The organism is Flexithrix dorotheae DSM 6795 (assembly GCF_000379765.1).
Lineage (GTDB): Bacteria > Bacteroidota > Bacteroidia > Cytophagales > Flammeovirgaceae > Flexithrix > Flexithrix dorotheae.
Genome location: NZ_KB903509.1, coordinates 312,933 through 337,135, shown reverse-complemented (window position 1 = coordinate 337,135; position 24,203 = coordinate 312,933). Strand labels below are relative to the sequence as shown.

General features: G+C 34.9%; 16 protein-coding genes and 1 pseudogene. 6 read left to right on the top strand and 11 right to left on the bottom strand.

The features are described from left to right. Positions 1–303: 303 nt before the first annotated feature. The 6 genes and pseudogenes from A3EM_RS0139195 to A3EM_RS0139160 all read right to left on the bottom strand — a co-directional run bounded on the left by A3EM_RS0139195 (position 304) and on the right by A3EM_RS0139160 (position 6,979). Positions 304–765 (bottom strand): peroxiredoxin, encoded by a 462-nt coding sequence (locus A3EM_RS0139195; RefSeq protein ID WP_020533714.1) that lies wholly within the window; start codon positions 763–765, stop codon positions 304–306. 269 nt (positions 766–1,034) lie between these two features. Then, positions 1,035–2,159 (bottom strand): annotated as a pseudogene (gene ribB, locus A3EM_RS45110) (3,4-dihydroxy-2-butanone-4-phosphate synthase); the annotation flags it as partial. Positions 2,160–2,493: 334 nt separating this feature from the next. Further along, a complete protein-coding gene (locus tag A3EM_RS45105) occupies positions 2,494–4,224 on the bottom strand; it encodes a PAS domain-containing protein (protein WP_020533711.1) in 1,731 nt (576 codons plus the stop codon). 124 nt (positions 4,225–4,348) lie between these two features. Next, positions 4,349–5,515, bottom strand: coding sequence for a bile acid:sodium symporter family protein (locus A3EM_RS48110; RefSeq protein ID WP_020533710.1), 1,167 nt, complete (start codon positions 5,513–5,515; stop codon positions 4,349–4,351). A 451-nt stretch (positions 5,516–5,966) separates the two neighbouring features. Beyond that, positions 5,967–6,161: a hypothetical protein gene (locus tag A3EM_RS0139165; RefSeq protein WP_020533708.1), complete on the bottom strand. Its 195-nt coding sequence runs from the start codon at positions 6,159–6,161 to the stop codon at positions 5,967–5,969. A 269-nt stretch (positions 6,162–6,430) separates the two neighbouring features. Beyond that, positions 6,431–6,979, bottom strand: a complete 549-nt coding sequence (locus tag A3EM_RS0139160; protein ID WP_020533707.1) for a hypothetical protein — start codon at positions 6,977–6,979, stop codon at positions 6,431–6,433. 205 nt (positions 6,980–7,184) lie between these two features. Here A3EM_RS0139160 and A3EM_RS0139155 point away from each other — a divergent pair, with 205 nt between their 5' ends. Next, positions 7,185–7,676, top strand: coding sequence for a flavin reductase family protein (locus tag A3EM_RS0139155; RefSeq protein ID WP_020533706.1), 492 nt, complete (start codon positions 7,185–7,187; stop codon positions 7,674–7,676). Between the two features lie 5 nt (positions 7,677–7,681). On the opposite strand, the gene A3EM_RS0139150 is transcribed toward A3EM_RS0139155, so the two are convergent. Then, entirely contained in the window at positions 7,682–8,728 is a 1,047-nt protein-coding gene (locus A3EM_RS0139150; protein ID WP_169513470.1) for a tetratricopeptide repeat protein, read from the bottom strand. A 611-nt stretch (positions 8,729–9,339) separates the two neighbouring features. On the opposite strand from A3EM_RS0139150, the gene ade reads away from it, so the two are divergent. The 3 genes from ade (at position 9,340) to A3EM_RS0139120 (ending at position 15,539) form a co-directional block, all read left to right on the top strand. Further along, positions 9,340–10,974, top strand: coding sequence for an adenine deaminase (gene ade / locus A3EM_RS0139135; RefSeq protein WP_020533702.1), 1,635 nt, complete (start codon positions 9,340–9,342; stop codon positions 10,972–10,974). Between the two features lie 90 nt (positions 10,975–11,064). Continuing rightward, positions 11,065–12,069, top strand: coding sequence for an NAD(P)H-dependent glycerol-3-phosphate dehydrogenase (locus A3EM_RS0139130; protein WP_020533701.1), 1,005 nt, complete (start codon positions 11,065–11,067; stop codon positions 12,067–12,069). A gap of 521 nt (positions 12,070–12,590) precedes the next feature. After that, positions 12,591–15,539: a tetratricopeptide repeat protein gene (locus tag A3EM_RS0139120; RefSeq protein WP_020533699.1), complete on the top strand. Its 2,949-nt coding sequence runs from the start codon at positions 12,591–12,593 to the stop codon at positions 15,537–15,539. Positions 15,540–15,624: 85 nt separating this feature from the next. Here the strand turns inward: A3EM_RS0139120 and A3EM_RS47900 are convergent, their stop codons facing one another. The 4 genes from A3EM_RS47900 to A3EM_RS0139100 all read right to left on the bottom strand — a co-directional run bounded on the left by A3EM_RS47900 (position 15,625) and on the right by A3EM_RS0139100 (position 21,073). After that, positions 15,625–15,732 carry a MetS family NSS transporter small subunit gene (locus A3EM_RS47900; protein ID WP_020533698.1) on the bottom strand — a complete coding sequence of 36 codons (108 nt, stop codon included), beginning with the start codon at positions 15,730–15,732 and terminating at the stop codon, positions 15,625–15,627. After that, positions 15,729–17,231 (bottom strand): sodium-dependent transporter, encoded by a 1,503-nt coding sequence (locus A3EM_RS0139110; protein ID WP_020533697.1) that lies wholly within the window; start codon positions 17,229–17,231, stop codon positions 15,729–15,731. The genes A3EM_RS47900 and A3EM_RS0139110 overlap by 4 nt, the downstream gene beginning before the upstream one ends. A 184-nt stretch (positions 17,232–17,415) precedes the next feature. Continuing rightward, positions 17,416–19,404, bottom strand: coding sequence for a tetratricopeptide repeat-containing sensor histidine kinase (locus A3EM_RS0139105; RefSeq protein ID WP_020533696.1), 1,989 nt, complete (start codon positions 19,402–19,404; stop codon positions 17,416–17,418). Positions 19,405–20,038: 634 nt separating this feature from the next. Continuing rightward, complete coding sequence (locus A3EM_RS0139100; protein ID WP_020533695.1) at positions 20,039–21,073, bottom strand: LacI family DNA-binding transcriptional regulator; 1,035 nt, start codon at positions 21,071–21,073, stop codon at positions 20,039–20,041. A 431-nt stretch (positions 21,074–21,504) separates the two neighbouring features. Here A3EM_RS0139100 and A3EM_RS0139095 point away from each other — a divergent pair, with 431 nt between their 5' ends. Together A3EM_RS0139095 and A3EM_RS0139090 are read left to right on the top strand one after the other, a co-directional pair. Further along, entirely contained in the window at positions 21,505–22,902 is a 1,398-nt protein-coding gene (locus A3EM_RS0139095) for a vanadium-dependent haloperoxidase (RefSeq protein WP_020533694.1), read from the top strand. Positions 22,903–23,609: 707 nt separating this feature from the next. Further along, on the top strand, positions 23,610–24,050 hold the full coding sequence (locus tag A3EM_RS0139090) for a hypothetical protein (RefSeq protein WP_044241061.1): 441 nt from the start codon (positions 23,610–23,612) through the stop codon (positions 24,048–24,050). Positions 24,051–24,203: the final 153 nt, after the last annotated feature.

Below are 24,203 nucleotides of genomic sequence, written 5' to 3'. Positions count from 1 at the left end.
CCGTGTAGGACTTTTGAATAATAATCAACTTTGGTGGTAGTGGAAAGATGAGTAAGCAGTGCTTCGGGAATAAAGTCAAACAATTGGCCAGCCGATATTTTGTGGTCTTTAAAAACTGTCATAGCATTTTATTTATCCCTATTTAAAATACTAATAAAACAACCGTTTCTACAATTTAGTTAGACCAATCAACAATTAGTATGCAGATTTTTATCTCCCCCTTTTTAAGAAAAATGACTCCTTGAAAATAAAAAAAGTCGGAAGATTTTTCTTCCGACCTTGACTGCCTTAATGGCCATTTTTTTATTCAACTTCTTCATTTTGTAGTTTTTCAATCATTTCCTTTATATGGCCATATGCATCGAACATATTGTCATAGACCCCAACAATAATATGATCTTTATCCAGCAGATAGGTAATCCTTTTAGGAATACCTAAAAATGGGATAATAGCTTTATAAGCTTTACATACCTGACCATTTTCATCAGAAAGTAAATGATAAGGAAGATTATAGTTTTTCTTAAATTTTAAATGACTTTGCGGGTTATCTCTGCTTATTCCAAAAATCGGAATTTCCAACTCTTCAAATATGCTCTGAGCATCCCTAAAACCACATGCCTCTTTGGTACAACCAGGAGTGAAGTTTTTGGGATAAAAATAAATAATGCAGGGTTTACCTTTCATATCCTCCGACAATTTAAACGATTTGCCCTCAGTGGAGAATAGGGTAAAGTCTGGTGCCTTCTGATTGATATTTAATGCCATATATTGAAATCATTACACCAATTAGGGTGTATTTTGTTGTTATTCAGACAGTTGATTAAAATTCATTTTTCTTCAATACTCTTGAATCAAATTTCATTTGCAAGCTTGTCTTTTTATTTAATTGTGTAAATATTATCTCAATAAGCAAAATTGTTGGAAAGGTTAATTATTTCTTAAACACAAAATATGAAAAAAATGTTTTTAAATCACAAATACGATTAATGTTTGGCGGTTTTAAAGTCCAAAAACAGGGATTAGTCCTTGTTGAATGGAATAATTTCCACTATTTCAAGTCCATAACCAATAAGACCTACCCGATTTTGTGGACTATTACTGATTAACTTCATTTTCGAAACACCTAATTTCCTAAGTATCTGAGCACCAAGTCCGTAATCCTTGTCATCCATTTTAGCCCTGAGTTTTGCTTTAGAAAGATCCATATCTGCATTTTCCTTTAAAAGAGAAAGTTTATCGAGCAATCCTTCATATTTATCTGCTGAATTATTCATATACAAAAGGAGGCCCTTACCTTCTTTTTCTATTTGTTCTAAACCTTTGTGAAGTATACCTCCTCTGTTATTGGGTTTAAACCCTAATAAATCATCCAGCAGGTTGGAGGTATGTACTCTTACCAAAACTGGTTCATCATTTTCCCAGGTCCCTTTACAAAAAGCCAGATGAATATTATCAGTGTTGGCATCCTTAAAGGCATGAAGTTCAAAGTCGCCATAAACACTGGGAAATGGAAGATGAATTTCTTCCTTGATCAGCGACTCGTGATTAAGCCGATATTCGATCAGATCTTTGATGGTTACCAGTTTTAAATCGAATTTATCTGCTACTTTTCGCAGGTCGGGAAGTCTGGCCATTGTACCATCCTCATTCATGATTTCCACTAAAACTCCGGCTGGGTTTAATCCGGCTAATCTGGCAAAATCTATTGCAGCTTCTGTGTGGCCTGTTCTTCTGAGTACTCCTCCCTTTTTGGCCTTTAAAGGGAAAATATGTCCGGGTCTGCCTAATTCTTCGGGTCTGGTTTGGGGGTCCACCAGTGCCTGAATAGTTTTTGAACGATCACTTGCAGATATGCCTGTAGTACATCCATGGCCGATTAAATCAACAGAGACGGTAAATGGCGTCTCGTATGTTGCGGTGTTCTTGCCTACCATGAGCTCCAGGTCAAGTTCTTTACATCTGTCCTCTGTGATTGGGGTACAAATTAGCCCTCGACCTTCTTTGGCCATAAAATTTATGATTTCAGGAGTGACTAATTCAGCTGCACATATAAAGTCTCCTTCATTTTCCCTGTCCTCATCATCTACTACAATTATAATTTCTCCTTTGCGAATACTATCTACAGCTTCTTCAATAGTATTTAATTTAATATCTCCCATACATTTAATAAGTTGGACAAATTGCTTGTTTTATTTGCCACAACATCAAGGTTTTTGTAATTCTAATTTTGAATTAGAAATTTAAGTCAAATTTTGTTTATTGGTAAATTAAAAATTGATTAGGATTCTTTCTTCCCATTCAATATCCACCTATGCAAAGCTATTAATTTAAAGTAGAGAGTTGCTTTTTTCTATCATAAACTTCTAGTCAATGCAATACAAAAGTAGACGGTATTTGGAAAAGGAAAAGTAATTCCCAAAAAAATAAAAAAGTCCTGAAAATTTTCAGGACTTAGGAACATTAAACGAAAATGATTTTTTCGGGAATAAAAATTTAAACCTGCCGAATATGGTCATTTTTAGATCCCTTTTTTTCAATGTCCATCTCCTTGGTAATATCAAATCTTATCCCTATGTATTTTTTAGGTTTACCATTTTCATCCAAAACAGGGGAAACATAGGCATTAACCCAATAAGATGAGCCATCTCTGGCCCTGTTTTTAATGACCTGATTAAATACTTTTCCAGCTTTAATTGTTGCCCACATTTCTTTGAAAATCTCTTTAGGTGTATCTGGATGTCTGATGATATTATGGGGCTTTCCGATGATTTCTTCTCTTGAATATTGGGCCGTTTTACAAAAAACATCGTTTACATAAGTAATATTCCCATATAAATCTGATTCACTTATTAAAGCAATTTTATCCAATACATCCAGCTTGGCAGCCAAATTATTTTTTACCATTTCTATTTCATTGGCTCTTCGGTCAGCCTGTTCCTGAGTGGCTTGTAATTCTTCATAGTTTTGCCTCATTTCCTCCTCCTTTCGCCTTAATTCTTCCGATTGCATTTGTGAGGTTTCCAATAAATTTTTGGTTTGCTTATTCATCCTGTGATTTCCGATGGCCGCAGCCATAGTTTCTCCTACACGTTCCAAAAATTCTTGCTGGTATTCCTCCAAAATCCTAAATGATGCAATTTCAAGCACCCCTTCAACCTTCTCATTAATTTTTAATGGAATGATTAGAATATCTTTTGGCACGGCTTCACCTAATCCGGAAGTTATCGAAATATATTCTTTAGGTATCTCTGTGAGTTTGAGTGTCTCTTTTTCCAGGAAAACCTGACCCACCAATCCTTCTCCTTCTTCTATTTCCTGATCAATAAATTTTTTGCGATTGTAAGCATAGCAAGACTTGAGTTGTAAATAATTTAAACCATCTTTTTTATTTGCAACAAATAACCTGGCCTGATTGGCATTCAGGTATTTTACAAGTTTAGATAGTAGTGGGTCATATAAATTATCCAGACTACTGTCCGATCTGAGCAAATCATTAATTTCTCCCAAACCAGAGCTTACCCAGTTCCTTTTTTTGTCTTCTTCCCTTGAAAGTTCTACCTTATTTAAGCTTTCTTTTAGCTTTTCTTCCGATTGAGTAATTGTATTTTTCTGGTCTTCTATTTCCTTAATAAAAGCTGCATTTTTTTTCTCAGAATTTTTGAAAGACGATTGTAAAAGGAGCAGAACTACCATAAACATGGCTAATCCCAGAGAGATATTTATTTTAGTTACCCAACCAATCTTAATTGCAGAATTATCCATCGGAATTTCAATAAGGGCATTTACCTCATCAAAAAAGATAAACCAAAGGGCGTTTACTATGAATATGGGAACAATAAAACCGAATTCCCGGTAATCGAAAACCACAAAACAGAATGCCAAAAAAGTGAAGGCAATTACAAATAAGCTGGCAATTGGCGGCTCGTTGGCTGAAATCATTATTGCATGGCAAATTGTGACAAAGCAAACAGGCAAAACACTTACAATTACTCTTGTGATATAATGGCCACCTTTTAGATTGAAAAGAGGGAAAAAGAGGTAAAATATACTTACAAAAAATCCGGAAACCGGAAACACTTTGGGTAAATCCAAAAAGAATGACATCACTGCCATCGGACTTACCGAGAAAAATAATACAATTCCAATCTGGTTTGTTAAAATTATTTTTTTTTGAAGATAGTCTGGTTTGTTTTTAGTCCCCCAATTCAAAAATTCAAGCTGCATAATATCAGATTATTATTAGTGATGATTCAACACTAATAATTAATGCGTGAGTAACTTAATTATTATTCACATTTACAATCTGTTTTGGAATTATATGGCTATTCAAATTTTCTTTGGAGATGCATTAGGATTGAGCCTCTGCCAGAGGTTTTTCCTCATCAATGTCAACTGGTTTACCTCTCCACCAGGTCGCCAGAGAAGACCCTGTAATATTCATCATTGGACCAAAAACTGCCGGGGCCAACCCCACCGTAGCAACCCGTCCCATTTCCAGGGCGATTCCCGAAGCCAAACCGCCATTTTGTAGTCCTACCTCCAGCGCAATGGTTCTGCAGGATTTTTCATCCAACCGGAATAATTTACATGTCCAATATCCCAGAAAGTATCCCAGGCAATTATGGATAAGACAGGCTAAAATCAAAAGGAAACCAATTTCAATTAGACTGTCCCTTCCTGCCGCAGTTATGATAGAAATTATTACAGCAATTCCCGCCATAGAAATAAAAGATAAAACCCCTTCGAGCCAGGAGGAATCTCCTTTTGAAAGTTTGTGGAATAAAACTCCAGCGAAAATGGGCAATATTAAAAACCAAATGATATCTTTCAGGAAAGTGAAAAGTAGAGCGCTCATTTCCAGTTCATTGGTTGTGAAATTGATCAGGTTTTTCAACCCTATAATACCAAGAAAAACAAAACCCTGGATAATTATGCTTTTTTTACTTTCTTTTCCATAGGCAATCGCATTAAAAATCAAACCTGCAATTATGGGTAAAATGACGATGTTGATGATGCTCAACATCATTTCCCAAAAATTGATAGGAACAAACTCTCCAGCAAGAAGTTTCATAAGGGTGGGGGTAATTAAAGGGGCAAGCATGGTAGCCACAGCGGTAAGTGTAACTGAAAGTGCAAGATTGGCTTTGGCTATAAATGACATAACATTAGAGGCAAGCCCGCTTGGAGATGAGCCAACTAATACAAACCCGGCAGCAATTTCTGCAGGAAAACCGAATATAACAGCAAGGGTAAAACCAACTATCGGCATGATGGAAAATTGACAGGCCATTCCAATAAATACGCCTTTTGGCATTTGAATTACCCCTTTAAAATCTTTAATACTCATTTGCGAACCCATCCCAAACATAATGATTTGAAGAAGAGGAACGATTAGCAATTTCATTTGAAAGTTTTCTATTTCCCGAAAAGGTTCCGGATAAAAAAGAGAAGCAGAAACTGCCGCAAAAATCCAAAAAGTAAAGGAAAGTCCTTTAATGAGGGGAATTCCCTGCATGCCAAGTGCAAGTGCAGTAAATAATATAATGATAAATGGGCCTGTACTTGCCTTGTCACCCGAAAAAAACAGGAAAATTGTAATGATCAGGGAGATTAATGAAAGCCCTAAAAGTATTTTGGAAAAGGTAGGTATGGTTTTCATGAAGTTCGTTTTTTGAATAATAAAGATTTTCTAAATATAATATTTATTCAAAAAATCCAGATGAAATACTGCTGTAGCAGGTGTTCTTTTTTCTGAATTTGCGATAATTCCTGTTGATGTGGATATTTTGAATGGCTAGGAGTAATTGCGGAATAAGAAAATGGTAAAAAAAAACAGTCCTCCGGGGAGGACTGCAGACTTCGATTTGGTAATTATTTCACAAGATAAAAATCTTGCTTAAAGGATACTGCGAATAAAATATTTGAATATTATATTCTAAAGCGTTTTCGCTTTGATCAATGACTCATTAGATCATTTTGGCATTTAATTCTTGTAACATATCAACAATTTCTCCCCTTCCTTTTCCCAATTTTGATTCAAGTCTTTGAGCTAATAATTCCTCCTGACCCTCTGCAAAATTTAAATCATCCTGAGTTAGGTCATTGAATTCTCTCAATAAATAAACTTTCAAAATGTCCCATCTATTGATTAATACATTCATAAATATTTATTGGTTAAGGTTAAAAGATAAGGTTTTAGTTGTTCCGAATATATTATATGTAAACTACATATTCAAGGAATTTATTATAAATATTTTTTAGAATCCCTTGTTTAAAAGATTTTAAAATTGTGAAATTGCTGTCTTTTTAGTCTTATAATTTTAAGAATTATATGATGATGTTTTTTTTAGGTTGATTTTTTACCATTAATCCAGAAAAAAACTGAAAAAAAACAATAAACCCCTGAAAAACGAGGTGGGATTATTTTTTATTAATCTGTCACTGCACTCATTATTTCATAAAGTTTTTTATCAGAATAAGCTCCGGATGTGTGATAAACGATATTTCCATTTTTGTCAAGTACAAAGAAATAAGGCAGGTCTTTTTCCCCTAATTTGAGTTGTTTTTTGTATTCTTTAATACTTCCCTGATAAATCATTGTATTGTCATGAAACTTTGGCTGAATTCCAGCTTTCATCTTTTTAGTGATAGTCCCATTGGCAGTTTTATAAATACCTTTCAATAAGGCTACAAAATACATGTTTACATCATATCCATCATCATCTGGGAAAAGGTCATTTTTTGGAGGATCAATAAAAGTTTGATGCAAGGGGGAAAACCATTGTTTTAATAAATTATCAGACTTTTTGGAGTAAGCCATGCCCACTAATGTATATTTCCCTCTTGTATCCGAAGGGAGTGTCATGGATTTGTCACTTAATGTCTCTCCGGTAATTTGTGGAAAAACTTTTCCTCTCTGGGCAAAACTCTGAAATGAAAGAAAAATAATACTGATTACTAAACCAATTCTGTAAATCATGGTGTCAGGTTTAAATTTTGGTTAATTGAATTATATGCCTGGTTTAAGCAAAAACCGGTACATTGTTAATATATTTGAATGCTGATTTGCCCTGCTTATTATGTGTTTTTTGAATTAAGTTTCAGGTTTTGAGCGAGTTATAATTAGCCGTTTTAATGTTTATACTTTACAATATCCTTAATAAATACAAAAAGTTATTTAAAATATGCAATCAGTTTCTTCGGATCATTTTAGAGATGGAATGCGGTTTTTGACCGGAGCAGTAACCATAGTAACCACCGATGGGGAAAAGGGAAGAGGAGGGTTTACTGCCACTGCAGTTGCCTCTGTGACAGATGAACCGCCAACGGTTTTAGTTTGTATTAACAAGCAAAATCAAATTAACGAGATCATTAAAGACAATGGCGTTTTTGCTATTAATGTGCTTAAAAATGGAGCTGAAGATTTATCTAATCGGTTCGCAGGATTTGATAAAGTTCCCTTTGAGCAAAGACTTGAAAAGGGAAATTGGAAAACTTCGGAAATGAACCTGCCTGTTTTGGAGGATGCACTGGTCACTTTTGAATGCCGCCTTCAGCAAATAGTTGAATCCGGAACACATAACGTAGTTTTTGGAGAGGTTAAATCGGTAATTATTAATGAGGAGAAACCCCCTCTGCTTTATTTTAATCGGGCCTACACTTCGGTTTTGGGTTGAAAAAATTAAGGACAATGTTCCTTGAGGAGTTGGGCAACTTTAGGATGGAATTCCTCCTTTTTCCATTCTTCGCAGGCTTCTTGTTCCCTGCCAAATTTCAAGTATGCCATACCTAAATAATAGTGGATTTCCTCCGTACTTTTTTTCATTTGGTAGGCTTTTTTTAAGGTGTTAATGCTTTCTTCTTTGTTAGTAAGGTATTGGTATATTCCTAAATTTCGGTATGCCATTGGATTGTTATTATCATATAATAATGACGATTTTATATCCTTAAAAGCCTTGTCTGGGTTTCCAGTTTGCAGGTAGACAAATCCACGGTTGTTTAGGTAATAGGGACCTGCAGGTTTTATGGCAAGTGCTTTTTCAATGAATTCCAGGGCTTCAGCATATTTTTCCTCCTTTATTTTTATCAGCCCCAGATTGTTGAAGGCAAAATCAAGATCAGGCTTGATAATTAAGGCACGGTTAAACATTTCCTCAGCTTTTGTATATTCTGCCTGAGAATAATAAACTACCCCGATATTGACCAGTGCCGAAAAGTTTTGCGGTTCAAGCTCCACTGTTTTTTCGAAGTCAGCAATTGCCTTTTGGGGCTGATCCAGATTTTGAAAAACCATTCCCCTGTTTAAGTAAACATAAGCTGAATCGGGATAGGATTTGGCTACTTTGTTTAAATCTTGAAGCGCTTCATCAAACTTCCTTAATTCAAATAAGGCATTGGCCCGATTGTATAAAGCATCAGTGAATGCGGAATCGATGGCAATTGCTGATGAGTAATCTTCTACTGCCCTTTTAAATTCATACATTCCAAAATGGGCAATTCCCCTGTTATTAAAAGCATCTTTATAAGTGCTGTCATACTTAATCGATTCTCCAAAATAATGGACTGCAGTTTGGTATTCTTCCTTTTCCAGGTGAATCATCCCCTTTTTGAAAAACCTTAGCGTATTGGTTTGCCTATCGGATTCATTTGAACACGAAAAAAGCGTACATAAAATGCCAATACTTATCAGTATTTTGGTATAAACAGCGGAAAAGAAGTTAAAAGCCATTAAATATGAAATTTTTCGGCAAATGTAATTACCAAATCTCTCTAGATTGCCTTGTGTTTTAAAAATTTCCATTAAATAGCAAAACCAGAATTAAGACAATAAGTTTATTTCTGGCTTTAACACCTCTATCTAACAGTCTTTTACAGGACAGGGGATTGGTTTACCTGGTCTGATGGTTTTCTTCTTGCTTTTACAGGAACTAAATGAGGAAAGAGTTATAGATAAAATGGCTATGAGGATGATCAGCTTTTTCATTATTTAATTGATGAATTGAAGATAAAAAAATAAATCCCTTTGAAAAGTAGCTGCCATTTGCATACCAGTTTTTCAAAGGGAAATTCCGAAGCTCTGTTGTAACCAGAAATTACATGGCCCACGCTCCGACAAAAAAGACTTTTATAGTATCTCAGGTTAAAGTCTTGTCTTAGTTTTTTGGTTAATTATTGGCTATTTCAGTATAGATAAATACAATATTTTTATTTTCTATAGTTCCAAAATGTCAATAATTTTTAACCAAAAAGTTTAGATAAAAATCCGAATAATTGAGTAAATACGGTCATATTTTAATAAGTAATGATAGTTTTGATATAAATTTTACTTAATAATAATCAATGAAACAGGATCATATTCTAAAAGGAAAGTTAATAGATGTGAATAACCGCAATATTTTTTATGCGGAGCTCCACATTGAGAATGGAAAAATTAAAAAAATAACTGAAATAGATGAGGATCCCGATGCTTATTTTATCCTTCCGGGCTTTATTGATGCACACATTCATATTGAAAGTTCTATGCTGATTCCCAGCGAGTTTGCCCGGTTGGCGGTCACTCATGGAACGGTGGCTACAGTCTCTGATCCTCATGAAATTGGAAATGTGCTTGGAGTGGAAGGCGTAAAATATATGATAGCAAATGGAAAGAAAGTTCCGTTTAAATTTCACTTTGGAGCTCCTTCCTGCGTACCTGCCACTGATTTTGAAACAGCAGGAGCCGAAATTTCTGTTCAGGATATCAAAGAACTATTGGCAATGGAAGAGATTGGTTATTTGGCAGAAATGATGAACTGGCCGGGAGTACTCCATAATGATCCTGTAGTTTTAGAGAAAATTGCCCTGGCAAAAGAGTCGGGGAAACCTGTGGATGGACATGCACCGGGTTTAAAAGGGGAGATGGCTTTAAAATATGCTGAAAAGGGAATATCCACCGATCACGAATGTTTTTCCAGCGAGGAGGCATTGGATAAATTAAATGCTGGAATGAAAATCATTATCAGGGAAGGAAGTGCTGCAAAAAATTTTAATGCACTCATCGGTTTATTGGACGAGCATTATGACAAAATGATGTTCTGCTCAGATGATAAACACCCGGATGAACTAATGGAAGGCCACATCAATCAACTGGTGAAAAGGGCTATTAATGAAGGAAATGATTTATTTAAAGTTTTAAGGGTGGCTTGTGTTAATCCTGTAGAGCATTATGGGCTAAATGTTGGATTATTGAGAATGGGTGACCCTGCAGATTTTATAGTAGTTGAAAATCTGGAGAACTTTAAAATTCTGCAAACCTATATTGATGGGAAATTGGTGTCGGAAAATGGGAAAACCAATATTCCCTCTGTAAAAGAAAAAGTAATTAACAATTTTAAAACTTCAACAAAGCAACCAACTGATTTCCAGATAGCAAGTAAAGGGGAAAATCTAAATGTCATTGAAGTTGTTGATAATGAGTTGATTACGAATAAGGCGGTTTTTCCGGCAAAATCAGAAAATGGATTTTTATTCCCAGATATTGAAAATGATATTTTAAAACTGGCTGTAATAAACCGATATCAGGACACAGCTCCGGCAATTGCTTTTATTACAAACTTTGGGTTAAAAAAAGGGGCAATAGCCTCGAGTGTTGGACACGATTCTCATAATATTACAGCAGTAGGTACAAATGATGAAGCCATGGCAATTGTGGTCAATGAGTTGATAAAAGTAAAGGGTGGTGTGGCTGCTTTCGATGGGGAAAAATCTTACGTTTTGCCATTACCTGTTGCTGGATTAATGTCAGAAGAGGAAGGATATTCTATAGGAAGGAAGTATATCGAAATTGATAAAATTGTAAAAGAGATGGGATCAAAACTCAATGCTCCATTCATGTCACTTTCTTTTATGGCCCTACTTGTTATTCCTTCTATTAAACTAAGTGATAAAGGTTTGTTTGATGGGGAAAATTTCAAATTTATGGAAGTATCTTATTAAGCTTATTGACAAAAGTTACTTTTCATTATTTTTGTAGATAATAATTTTAAAATAAACCATATTTAATTCCTTAATCAATTTTTGCGTAAAATGGGAGATCAGGTAAGGCAAACAGTAGCAGTTATTGGAGGTGGAAGCTGGGCTACTGCTATAGTAAAAATGCTTAGTGAGCAGGATATAAAAATAAACTGGTGGTTAAGAAGTGTTTCGGATATCAAACATATAACGAAATATCATCGGAATCCGAGTTATTTGAGCACAGCCAAAATAAATTTAAATAAAGTTAATCCAACCAATGATTTAAAAGCTTCTGTAAGAGATGCTTCTATTTTAATTATTGTAATCCCAGCAGCTTTTGTTGCAGAGGCAATTTCCGACTTGTCACAGACAGATTTAAAAGGAAAAAGAATTGTTTCCTCCATCAAGGGAATGGTTCCAGATGAGAATTTACTCATTACAGATTACCTCAAAAAGCATTTTAGGGTAGAACACCATGATCTGGCTGTAATTTCGGGTCCTTGTCATGCAGAAGAAGTAGCTATGGAAAGGCAATCGTATCTTACAGTGGCTTCTGAAGATGAAGATTTTGCCTTACAACTGGCTGATTTATTAAGGTGCCATTACATCAGTGTAACTACCAATACTGATATTTATGGGGTAGAATACAGTGCCGTCATTAAAAATATTGTTTCGATTGCATGCGGAATTGCCCATGGGTTAAATTTTGGAGATAATTTCCAGGCAGTTTTGGTTTCAAATGCACTTTCAGAGATCAAAGATTTTTTGGATGCTGTTTCCCAAAAAGAAAGGGACATAAATGCTTCTGCATATTTGGGTGACCTATTGGTTACAGCCTATTCACAATTCAGCCGAAACAGAACTTTTGGTAATATGATAGGAAGGGGATATTCTGTAAAATCGGCACAAATGGAAATGGAAATGATTGCTGAAGGTTATTATGCGGCTAAAAGTATCCATGAAATTAAGCAGGAATTTGAGATCGAATTACCTATTATCGAAACAGTTTATCATATTTTGTATGAAAAAATTTCTCCGATTATTGAGTTTCAGATTTTAAAAGATAAGCTAAAATAAAAAACCAGGTCATGGACCTGGCTCTTAACTAAATTATTCACATTATTGAACTTAATAAAATTTGTCTGACTTTATGAATTAGTCAGTTTATATCTTCTAATCTGCATGAAGCAAATATTTAAATTATTTTTTGAGTAAAAAGCAATCACAAATATTGTTCTGTAATACGGAGGGGGTTAAAGAATGTTCCATAAACTTGAAAAATTTATATTTTATCTTTAAATTATTATGTGCTTAGGTTTTCGGGAAATTTAAAATTGTTTTTCTACTAATGAACAACTCCTTGAGGTAGCAATGCAGGAAAAGATAAATGTCTCCTTTACCGATAATTAAAAATGAATATTTAATTTTGGGAGATATAGAATCTAATGATTTTTTTAGCATAATCCATTTTGAGTAATAATTGTGCAATTTTTTGTGTCATACAAATCAAGCCAAACTAATTGAAGGGATTCTGACATTAATTGTTCAAAAAATTTTTGCCAGAGGAAAAGTTCAAAAGTTGCACAACTTTTCAATGTATGAAAAAGAAAATAAAGCAAAAGGTAAAGGAACCCCGAAAAATCAAAAATATAATTAAAAAACCGGCTCCCCCTTTATTTTTATTCATCGATATCAAAGGAGAAAATGAGGATATTGATAAAATCAAGTCCTTTCTCATCCAAAGGAAAGATAATACCTCAATAGGTGTTCTTAAAACTTCAGAATCCTTGTCTGATGGGCTTAAGGAGGAGTTTGGAGAGAAACTCATGGTTTATGAAAGCCAGCGGGAGTTTTTTGAAAATAATCAAAAAGGATATTGCATTCTTATCGATCAGCAGTCGAGATATGAGGAAGTCGCAGAACTGATAAATTGGTATAATACCAATTGGAAAGAATTGAAAGATGGAACGTTAGCATACGTTTCTATTGAAAATGAGAACGCTGTTTTAAATAAATTTTTAAAATTTTGGATTGATTTTATTCTGGGGGTAAAATCCAAATTTTATCCGTCTGGACTAAAACTGTTTTCCTTACAAAATGCAGGTCATTTTGCTTCGCTTTTAGGCCAATTTCATCCTTTAAAATCTCTGGCTGCTTTACGAGATTATTTACCAGACCAAATTGAAGTTCCCGTAAAATTAAAATCTAAAGTTTTGCCTAAGGGCATATCCCTAAAAGTAATCTTATTTTACTTTTCTCTGATTTTTGAAAAGTTCATTGTCAGTCCATTTCAGGAGTTGAAAGCTGAAAAAGCAACCAGCCAGCTCAAAAGGGGAAATAGTGGGCTGTATAGATTGTCATTTTTTTTGATATCAGCCATTGGATTTGTTTTATTACCCGCTTTGAGTTTTGATTATGGCATGACCTGGGATGAACCTGTTTTGGTGGAGTACGCCAAAGATATACGAAGCTTCTATGCTTCGGGTGGGGAAAATAGAGATGTGTTCGATATGACCAAGCATGCCAGAAATGCTACACTTCATTACAGTGCATCTTTCGATTTTCTGGCAGAACTGCTTCATGATTATTTTTCTCCATTTGAAGGAATATATGAAACCAGGCACTTTTTAAATGCACTTTTTGGGGCAATTGCCATTCTTTTTATTGGGCGAATCGCCAGAGAAGCCGGATCGTGGAGAACGGCTGTTTTTGCAGGAGTTTTCATGATTTTATCTCCCCGGTATTTTGGTCATTCTATGAATAACCCCAAGGATATTCCATTTTTATTAGGTTATGCACTTTCTATTTTCTTTATCGTCAGGTTTTGCTGGCAATTTCCCAAACCCAAACCTGGAACCATATTTTGGTTGATTTTCAGCTTGGCATTCATCATAAGTATTAAAATTGGGGGGTTACTAGCCGTGGGGCTTTTTGGTTTGTTTACAGGGGCTACATGGCTGGTTTATGCCAATCAAAACACCCTGGGAATTGCCATGAAATTAATTCCCAGATATGCCATTTATATCCTTTTTATTGTTTTGGCCAGTTATCTTTTAGGTATCTGGTTCTGGCCCTGGGGGTATGACAAACCATTTGAAAATCCTATGATTTCCCTTCAGGAATTTACCAATTTCCGGTTTCTGATCACCTACGAATTATTTGAAGGGGAAAGAATTAATATGGATAATCCTCCATGGTATTATATTTTCAAATGGATAGGAATAAGTGTCCCTCTTTTTGTATTAATTGGGTTTTTCATCGGTTTACTTCCCATCCCCAATAAATTGAAAAAATATAATACTGCTGTATTATTAATGTTAGTATTTTCATTTTTTTTCCCTATTATCTATACTATCGTAAAAAATTCAACTCTTTATTCCGGCTGGAGGCATCTGATGTTTGTTTATGCCCCTTTTGTAGTGATTGCTGCTGTAGGCTGGGATTATCTTGTTCAGCTCACAGACAAAAAAGCTGTAAGTTATGGGGTGGTAGTGGTACTTATAGCATTAATGGCTAAGCCAGCATTTTGGATGGTTAAAAACCACCCAAATCAATATGTTTATTTTAATGAGGCAGTAGGGGGAATTAATGGGGCTTACAAGGAATATGAAACTGAATATTGGTGTAATTCAATGAAACAAGCTGCGGAATGGTTAATTGAAAATGAACCTGTCAACCAGAAAAAATCAAGGGTAGCGGCAAATTTTGAGATACAAACTGCCCAGTATTATGCCAACAAACATACGGATAGTCTTCAAATGATTTGGACCAGGGAAAACGAAAAATTTAGAAAGGATTGGGATTATGCTTTTTTTGGGACAAGGGGAATGCCTACCGAGTTGATTGAAGCTAGTTTCCCGCCCAAAGGGACTATCCATGTGATTAAGGCAGATACGGTCCCTTTACTGGCTATTGTAAAAAGGGAGAACAGGTATTTGCCAGATGCTTTTAAATTGAGAGGGCAAGGAAAAGCTGTACAGGCTTTGGAATTGGCGGAAAAAGCGGTGGAATATGAACCAAATAATGTAGAAGCCTTGAGATTGGTAGGAATGTTACAAATTGATTTAAATAAGAGTGATGAGGCTATAAAAACATTAAGTAAAGTGATCAGACTAAATCCTGATGATTTTGTGTCCTATACTTTGGTTGGCATCGCTTATAACCAAAAAAAGCAGTATAGTGACGCGATAAAACTATTTAATAAATCTATTCAGCTTAAAGTAAATAATACAAGTGGTTACCTGAACAGAGGACGGTCGTACATGGCCATGAAAGAATTTGATAGTGCTATAAAAAGTTTCCAGAAAGCGGCTGAATATGATAATGGCAAAAACCCAAGAATTTTTGTGGATATGGGAATGGCCTTTTTCCAAAAAGGTCTACAGTTGCCAAATAGCAAAAACCAATACTTCCAGATGGGTATCCGAAATCTTCAGGTGGCTTTACAGATTAGGCCGAATATGCCGGATGTCTTCAGAACACTTTCTTATGCTTACAAAGAAATTGGAGATGAGTTGAATGCAAAAAAATATGCAGACATGCTTTAAACTAAAAGAAAAGCAGTAAGAAAACCTTTATTCCTTTTTTCATGAATAAGGTTTATTAAGAGTGTGAAAATTTTGGGTTTGGTGGTTAGTTTTTCTCTTTTTCTTTTTTAATGGCAATAGAAAGAAAATAGAAAAATCCTCCAAGGACAATTCCCAAAATGATTAACATGCTAATAATGCTTGATAAACTCATGATTGATTGAATTTTTTGTAAAGAAATTTATTCAAAATAACTCCGATCAGTAAAACAAAAAACCATTGGGTAATAATGGAAGCGTTGCTGTAAACATCAAATAAGTTCCAGTTCCCATTGGCATCAAACCAGGGATAGGCGCTGTATCCCTGTGACATCCACCAATAAATTAGGATTGCACCCAGAAAAATATTAAAAGTAATACAAACAGAAAAATAGAGGTTGGGTACGCTGAAATCTGAGTCCTGATCAATAAATGCCTTTTTGAATTTTGACGGTCCGTGTTTGAAAACAGCAAAAATGATAAATAATCCTGATATGATTAATCCTATTCCCCAAACCCAATCCTGATTGGAGAAGAAGTCAAGAGAGTAAGCAGAAGGTAGCCCAAATAATATACAGAATAGACCGGCACGTAGGGCTGATCGATGCCTGGTTAATCCTAAATCTCCTAATACCTTTATAAATAGCTCTAGCATAGGAAGAAGGGAACTAAATGCGGCCAGAAAAAAAGCAATAAAGAATATTACTGATAGTAAAACTCCACCTGGTATTTGGACTAATAACTTTGGGATAATGGTAAAAGTCAGGGCCTGGTTCCCGGTTTGTAAATAGGAAATAGCTTCTTCACTAGAGGGGGCCAAAGCAAAAACTGCTGGTAAAATGGCTATTCCGGCTAAAAGGGAGGCTGTATTATTGCCAAATCCACTGATGAATGTATTTAAGGTAACATCCTCTTTATTTCTCGAATAGGAGGATATTGTCATGATTAAGCCCCAACCAGCCCCTGTAGACCAAGCTGATTGCGAAAGTGCCTCAATCCACACTTTTGGCTCCTTAAACAGAGAAACATCAATGCCAAACATGTAATCAAGCCCCTGAGTACCATTTTCCATATTCAAGGCAATGGCACTAATTAAAACAAGTAAGATAAATAATGTGGGAATAATGATTTTATTTGCTACTTCAAGTCCTTTCTGGATACCTCTGTACAATAAGGTTATGCCTAAAATTACTGCTATGGAATGTAGAAAAACGGTAGCCTTGTTTCCACTGGAAATATTTGTCCAATACTCATCAAGGTAATTTGGGTTTGTAGTCAGGTGATCGACCAGAGTAGGCTGGCCAGAAAAGAAATTACCCAAATCAGAAAGGAAAAAGCCGAGATATCGAAGCGCCCAGGCCGTAACCACCGAATAATAAAATGTGATCCCCAGGGTACAAACTGTGATGAAAAAGCCCATCCAGGTGTAAGATTTCCCTGCTACTGAAGAAAAGGATCCGATTACCCCTTTTTTAAAGGTTTTACCAATGGAAAATTCAGCAAGAAGGATCGGAATGGACCATAGCATTAAAAACAAAATCCAGAGGATAAGAAATGTGCCTCCATACTGCCCTGCAAGCCTGGGAAAACGCCACAAATTCCCTGCTCCAACAGCCATTCCCAAAGAAGCCAGAATGATTCCCCACCGGCTGCTAAATTGCTCTTTTAATGCCATTAAATTTTGATTGTTTTGTTTTAAATAATTTAGCTTATTTTTCTTCACCTATTTAAATTCTAATGCAATTGATTCCATCAATAAAAAATTCTAAATAAGGAAGTGTTGGGAAAGATAATGAGAAATTTAGTAACACCAAAAACTAGTGCCTCCGACAATAAAAAGGTAAAATGAATTGGCTAAATTACTTTGGGAGCTTTACTATGAATTCAGTACCATTATTTACTTCAGATTTCACTAAAATATCTCCTTGAAGTTGATGTATAAGGCTTTTGGTGATCGCCAGCCCCAATCCTGAAGAATTTTCCCCATCAGTAGGTTTAGTCGATAATTTTTGGAATTTTCGAAATAAAAGTTTTTGCTCTTCCTTTTTTATGCCGGGGCCTTCATCTTTTACGGATATTTTAACATTATTTTCATTACTATGGATTTGCAGAAAAACAGAAGTTTCGTTGAAGGAAAATTTTAATGCATTCGATATCAGGTTGTCCAGAATTCGGGTGAGTGAAGATTTATCTGTATGGATATAGATTTCCGGAGTTAAATTATTACAGATAATGGTAATGTTCTTTTTGGCTGCAGCCGATTCATAAGTTTTAGCCACTTCTCTTACGAACTGACCAAGTTCAAAGCGGGTGGGTTTGAGTTTGTTTTTGCTATTTTCAAGCTCGTGAATTTCCAGCAAACTACTAATCAGGTTTTTACCATCTTCTATTACTTCATTAATGATTTTTATATATTGTTTTTGGTCATAGTTCAAATCTCCACTTAAAGCAAGTAACTGCGACAATCCTGAAATTTTGTTGAGAGGTGATTTTAAATCATGAGCCACAACTCCCATAAATGAATCTTGCTCTTCGTTCAATTCCTGCAGTTTCCTGTTGTTTTCTTTTTTAATCGAATTAGATTTCCAGTAAATTCCCACAAGCACAATTAGGAGGGTAATAACCACTCCAAGTGCTGAAATAATAGTTTTATTTAGCGTGATTACTGTTTGGTTTTTAGCCTCCTTTTCCCGCAGTAATTCATTTTCCTTTTCGGCTTTTTCCAATTCGTAGTTATCCTCTAAAATAGAAATTTCCTTTAATTTTGATTCACTGTTAATACTATCCTGAAAAGTTGAAAATACCTCATGATATTTCAATGCTTTATTAAAATCTCCCTGCTGCTTGTAGATTTCATATAAATTGAGGCTGCTCTCCTTAATTTCTTCCTTTATACCAGAACTTTCGGCTAATTCCAGACTTTTTAACCCGTTTTTAATCGCCTTGTTAAATTGCAATAATCCTTTATAATTTTTAGAAATTCCTCGATAGGAGTAAATTAATCCATATGTATCTCCCAATTGCTTATCCAACTTGTTGGCAGAATAATACATTTCCAAAGCTTCCTTATATTTCCCTTTTTTATGGAGAATATCTCCACCATTACCATAAGCAATGGAAAGCCCCTGCAAATCATTTAGCCCTTTGAAAATAGGCTGTGCCTTTTTAATAAAATAGAATGCGGTGTCATAGTTTTGTAACTTGATATAAATATTGCCAAGATTGACCAGGTCTGTGGCAATTCCTTCCTGGTTTTTGTTGGTTTGATTTATTTCAAGGGATTTGTACATAAAATCCAACGCTTTGTCATATTGCTCTAAATCCTGGTATAATAAAGCCAGATTTCCCATTGGTTTGGAATTGGTAGGAGGGGGAAACACCTGATCTCTGGTTTTGAGTGCAAGTATGTAATATTCAAGTGCTTTTGGAGTGAAACCTTTGTAGTTGTAAATTACTCCAAATCCATTATAAACTTTTAATAACCAATTCTTATCGTCTAAATCTAAAGCAATTTCTTCCGCTTTTTTCAGGTATTCAATCCCCAGATCATAATCTCCTTTTAGAATTCCCTCAGCGGATGTTAAATAAACCAGAGCCTTTAGTTCCCCAGGTTTGTAATTGATTTGCTTAGATAATTGAAGTCCATTTTTTCCAAAATTAATTGCATTTTCAACGTCAGAGTAGCATAGGTCAGAACAAAATTTGGCAAGTAAGTCTGCTTTGACAGAATCTGTTGGGGTAGCCTTTATAATATTTTTTAAACTATCTATAGCGGGAGTATTGTCCTGACCATGGGAAAAACCCAGAAAGGTAAAAAATAATAGAAGTGAGAGTGCTGGTGTTTTCATGGTTATGGAATTCAACAGAACACAAAGAATTGAAATTGTACAATTATTTCAAAGGAAAGTACAGTTTATTTTACCTCTTATCCCTGATAATGTTATTGATTCAATTTGTACTATTTAAGAGGTAAACTCTAAACTTACTGTCGAATTAAGAAGTAATTATTGGCTATTTTGTTGTGATTATTCAGAATTCTTAAAGATTGAGATTTGAAAATTTAATACTAAACCTAGAATTGCATTTTGTTTTTATTTAGGTGTAGAAGGTTACTGAGTTTTAGTTTTTACAATTCCCTTTAAAAAACAAAAGACCTACATTGTAGGCCTTTTGTTTGAACATGTAAATTATAAACCAACTTCACAACCATTATTTATTTTTTCAATGCTTTGTACCCTCAGTTTTTATATGGAATACGGAATAAAAAATCACTTATAATTTGCCTAAATAAATAGCGAAAAAAAGAGAAAAACAAGGGAATAGAATTGAATATTTCCGCAAACGAATTCGCAAACGTTTACAGAAGTTTACTTCTATGGAAATATGAGAAACTAGATTAAAAAAACTCAATGCACTTCACCCATTGTCCCTAATTTCTGAAAGGAAAAAACTGCATTTTGTAAAGGAAATAATAAGTGGTTTTTAAATGGGGTTTTTCCTGGTGGATTCTCGAATAATTAATTCTGTTTTTAATATTTTCTTTTCAAAAATACCATCTTTTTCAGGCTTGGAAATTTCCTTTAAAAATAATTTTATGGCTTCCTGCCCGATTTCGAATCCTGGTTGTGCCACACTACTAAGTGGCGGTTCTAAAAGTGGGGCAAGTTTTTGGTCATCACTAAATCCAATAATGGCCATATCTTCAGGAATTTTCAGACCACATTCCTTTAATGCTTTCATAGCCCCCACTGCGGTAATATCATTTACCGCAAAAATCGCATCGGGCCTATCTTGCTTTGGTAGACTGGCTAGTTTTTTTGCTGCTTCAAAACCATCTTCCAGGCTGTCTGCAACCAATACCCATTCATTTTTGAGGGGAAGATTGTGATGCAATAAGGCGTCTTGGTAACCTTGCCTTCTGTTATAACTTATCAGCAGGTTTTGTGGACCAGACAGGTGAGCAATTTTTTTGCAGCCAATTTCTACTAAATGCCTGGTGGCTTTATAGGCTCCTTCATAATCTTCCACGGATACACTGTGTGTATTTATATCGGTACAGATTCTGTCAAAAAACACCAAAGGAACATTTCGGTTCAAAATATTCTGGAAATGATCGAAATTATTGGTCGATTTAGAGATTGAAACCAGGAAGCCATCTACGCGATTAGACAACAAGGCATTGGTATTGGCAATTTCCCGTTCAATTTTCTCATTGGATTGGCAAATCATTACGTTATAGCCTTCCGTATAGGCCACATCCTCTATTCCACTGATAACTGAAGAAAAAAAGTAATGAATAATTTCAGGGACTATTATCCCAATAGTATTTGTTTTACTATGCCTAAGGCTCTGGGCAACCGAATTTGGTTGATAATTTAATTTTTCAGCCAGCGATATGACGGCTTTCTTAGTAGATTTGCTGATATCCGGATGATCCTTTAACGCCCTGGATACAGTAGCCGCAGATATTTTTAATTCTCGTGCCAAATCTTTAATGGTCACTTGCCCACTTTTCATTTCCTTTCCTTGTTGGTAATAATTTACATTTTTTAAACCCTGCCCATGAATCTAACCCATAGAATTTTCTCTAGATAATTAAATTCAAATGCATATTTTGGCTAAAATTACCTAATAATTAATCTATTTAAAACAGGAATGTGGATTGATGGTGAAATAAAAAAGCAAATAGTAATTCCGAAGGTGAGGAGAGCTTGTTTATTGCTAGAAATTAACTCGGTTTGAAAACTTTTGAGTCAAAAGTTATTCATAAAAAATACCACTAACAGGCCTGATTTATTGGATGTGTATGTAATTTTGAGGTAGACTAAGCTCAAAGAAACTATATTGAAACTTGCATGCTATCAGGTAAATACCTTAAAAAATTAACCGGAGAGATCAACTCCTGATAATTTAAGTTGAGCTGGTAGTAGTGCCAATCTAATGATGAAATGAAATTAAAATTAGAACATCAGAAAACTGGAAAAGAAAAGTCTATTCTCAATTCAAGTCTAATTCTTCTTATTTTCCTATTGGCTTTTTTTTCTTCCTGCCAGAATCAGGGAACTAGAAATTATAAAGAGGCTGTGAATGACCCAGAGTATTATCATAAAAGCCTTAAGAAACTCACCGATGTTATTGTTCATGATATTTTCTCTCCACCTGTGGCCAGCAGGATATATGCTTATCCAAATATTGCTGCCTATGAGGTTTTGGTGAATGACAATCCAGCATATCAGTCGATGACAGGGCAGCTAACTGGTTTAGGTGAAACTCCCAAACCTTCCGCTGGAGAAGATATTTCCTATCCCGTAGCCAGTTTGCATGCTTTTTTAATTGTGGGAAAAGCGCTTGTTTTTTCTGAAGAAAAAATAGAGGCTTATCAGAATGAATTGTACCAGGAATTAAAGAATACAGGAATTCCTGAAACAACTTTTAATGCTTCTTTGGCTTATGGTGAAGTGGTTGCCAAACATATATTGGGATGGGCTGATAAGGATAATTATAAACAGACCAGGACTTTTCCAAAATTTACCGTAAATGATGACAAAGGCCGATGGCAGCCTACTCCTCCAGATTATATGGAAGGAATTGAACCGCATTGGAATAAAATTAGGCCTTTTGTAATTGATTCTGCGACTCAGTTTATTCCTGAAAAACCGACTCCCTTTAGCCTGAGTGAGGATAGTGAGTTTTACAGGGAAATGATGGAGGTTTACGAAACAGTAAACCAACTTTCAGAGGAGCAGCGGGAAATTGCCAAGTTTTGGGACTGTAACCCTTATGTGTCTCATCACCAGGGACATGTGATGTTTGCTACCAAAAAAATAACCCCTGGAGGTCATTGGATGGGGATTACCTTAATCGCTTCCAGAAAGGCCGAACTCGATTTTATGCAAACTTGTGAAGCTTATTCCCGTGTTTCCATATCCCTGGCAGATGCCTTTATTAGTTGCTGGGATGAGAAATACAGAAGTTCACTTATAAGGCCAGAAACGGTGATCAATCAGACTGTAGATGAGGACTGGGTGCCATTGTTACAAACTCCGCCTTTCCCTGAGTATACCAGTGGGCACAGTGTAATTTCCGGTTCAGCAGCTGTAGCCCTTACCGAATTACTTGGTGATAACTTTTCTTTTATGGATTCTACTGAAGTAGAATTCGGGCTTACCGCCAGACATTTTGATTCCTTTTATGAAGCATCGGAAGAAGCTGCTATCAGCAGGCTTTATGGCGGTATTCACTATATGCCGGCCATTAGAAATGGGGTGGATCAGGGAAGGAAAGTAGGGCGATTTATTGCCAAAAAACTCGCGACTAAAAAAACAAATAATGCCTTAGTTCAATAATTTGCTGGCAGTTAATAAGGTCTTGTAGGGGTTTTCTATTTCAAGAAAAGCTGTAACTATATATGCGGTTTGAAATCAGTAAATATTGAAAAACTGAAGCCAATCAGAAAAACCATCTTGTTTTAATTTGAAAATAGGATAAATAACCGTTTTCGGTATTATTTATCAGTGGGTTATTTATGTGCGTTTTATAAAATTCTTTAAAATAATACATGGTGTAAAAATTAATTTTGTTGGTTGGGTATATGGGGAATTATGAAAAGAAAAATAGTATCTACTTCCTGTTTTTTTGTTAATTTACCTTGTTGGTAATTGATTAGTATGAGAAATGTAATAATCACATCTGTTTTTTTTATGCTTTTATTATTTCTGTAAAATTAAATAGGTTATATTTTTTGTGTGTTCCTGAAAGGTATTAGGGGTATAATCCAGGAATAGTCCAAATGAATTTAAAATGTCTTTTTAGTAAGAAAGGCTTTGAAATAATATTTTGGGTAATCGTCTTTTTGTGTTTTTAATAATTTTCATTGTATTTTGTTATCACTTTTTTATTACAAAGAATTGCTAAAAACTAGATGATAATTTAATGTAAATATTAAAAATGTGGTAAAAGCTTACTTTGGGTTTATATAAGGGTGTTAATATTTTATAAGATTAATATTTAATATGGCGTTTTGCTGAAAAATTTTAACCAAAATTTTAATCTTATGAACGTTTACGAAAGTCAATATCTAAGCATAAGCCACGAAAAAAATGAATCTCTGTTAATTGCCACTTGGGATGCTTCTTGCAAAGAACTTGACGCTACCGGAGTAGAATACAAAAAAGAATTATTGGCCTGGGCAGAAAATATTGAAAAATTTACTCCCAACTTATTATTGGTAGATTTAAGGGATTACCATGTGGTCATTATTCCCGAAGTGCAGGCATGGTTCGTAAAGGAAATTTTCCCTAGCTATGTAAAGGCAGGTGTAAAGAAAAAAGCCTTTTTGGTAGCGGAGGATTTCTTTACTCAGGTTTCTATACAGCAAACAATTGATGAAAATGGTGAGGGGGAAGAGGCTCCTTTCCAAACCGAGTTTTTTGAGGATTATGAAAAGTCACTTGAATGGTTAATTCAGGATAAAAAAGATGCTGTATTATCATAACATGGTACAAATACAGATTTTAATTAATATTATATTGGGATTATTTATATGTTAAAATCAATAAAAAGCAGATAAAAATTTTGTCTGCTTTTTTTATTTACAAATACAATTTTTATCTTTACCTCAAGAGAACAGAATTTCTATTTCTCTATT

Bases quoted from the DNA above. Each gene is read 5' to 3' on its own strand.
- A3EM_RS0139195 (WP_020533714.1), bottom strand. From the start codon at position 765: ATGGCATTAAATATCAATCAGAAGGCACCAGACTTTACCCTATTCTCC.
- A3EM_RS45105 (WP_020533711.1), bottom strand. From the start codon at position 4,224: ATGCAGCTTGAATTTTTGAATTGGGGGACTAAAAACAAACCAGACTAT.
- A3EM_RS48110 (WP_020533710.1), bottom strand. From the start codon at position 5,515: ATGCAGGGAATTCCCCTCATTAAAGGACTTTCCTTTACTTTTTGGATT.
- A3EM_RS0139165 (WP_020533708.1), bottom strand. From the start codon at position 6,161: ATGAATGTATTAATCAATAGATGGGACATTTTGAAAGTTTATTTATTG.
- A3EM_RS0139160 (WP_020533707.1), bottom strand. From the start codon at position 6,979: ATGATTTACAGAATTGGTTTAGTAATCAGTATTATTTTTCTTTCATTT.
- A3EM_RS0139155 (WP_020533706.1), top strand. From the start codon at position 7,185: ATGCAATCAGTTTCTTCGGATCATTTTAGAGATGGAATGCGGTTTTTG.
- A3EM_RS0139150 (WP_169513470.1), bottom strand. From the start codon at position 8,728: ATGGCTTTTAACTTCTTTTCCGCTGTTTATACCAAAATACTGATAAGT.
- ade (WP_020533702.1), top strand. From the start codon at position 9,340: ATGAAACAGGATCATATTCTAAAAGGAAAGTTAATAGATGTGAATAAC.
- A3EM_RS0139130 (WP_020533701.1), top strand. From the start codon at position 11,065: ATGGGAGATCAGGTAAGGCAAACAGTAGCAGTTATTGGAGGTGGAAGC.
- A3EM_RS0139120 (WP_020533699.1), top strand. From the start codon at position 12,591: ATGAAAAAGAAAATAAAGCAAAAGGTAAAGGAACCCCGAAAAATCAAA.
- A3EM_RS47900 (WP_020533698.1), bottom strand. From the start codon at position 15,732: ATGAGTTTATCAAGCATTATTAGCATGTTAATCATTTTGGGAATTGTC.
- A3EM_RS0139110 (WP_020533697.1), bottom strand. From the start codon at position 17,231: ATGGCATTAAAAGAGCAATTTAGCAGCCGGTGGGGAATCATTCTGGCT.
- A3EM_RS0139105 (WP_020533696.1), bottom strand. From the start codon at position 19,404: ATGAAAACACCAGCACTCTCACTTCTATTATTTTTTACCTTTCTGGGT.
- A3EM_RS0139100 (WP_020533695.1), bottom strand. From the start codon at position 21,073: ATGAAAAGTGGGCAAGTGACCATTAAAGATTTGGCACGAGAATTAAAA.
- A3EM_RS0139095 (WP_020533694.1), top strand. From the start codon at position 21,505: ATGAAATTAAAATTAGAACATCAGAAAACTGGAAAAGAAAAGTCTATT.
- A3EM_RS0139090 (WP_044241061.1), top strand. From the start codon at position 23,610: ATGAACGTTTACGAAAGTCAATATCTAAGCATAAGCCACGAAAAAAAT.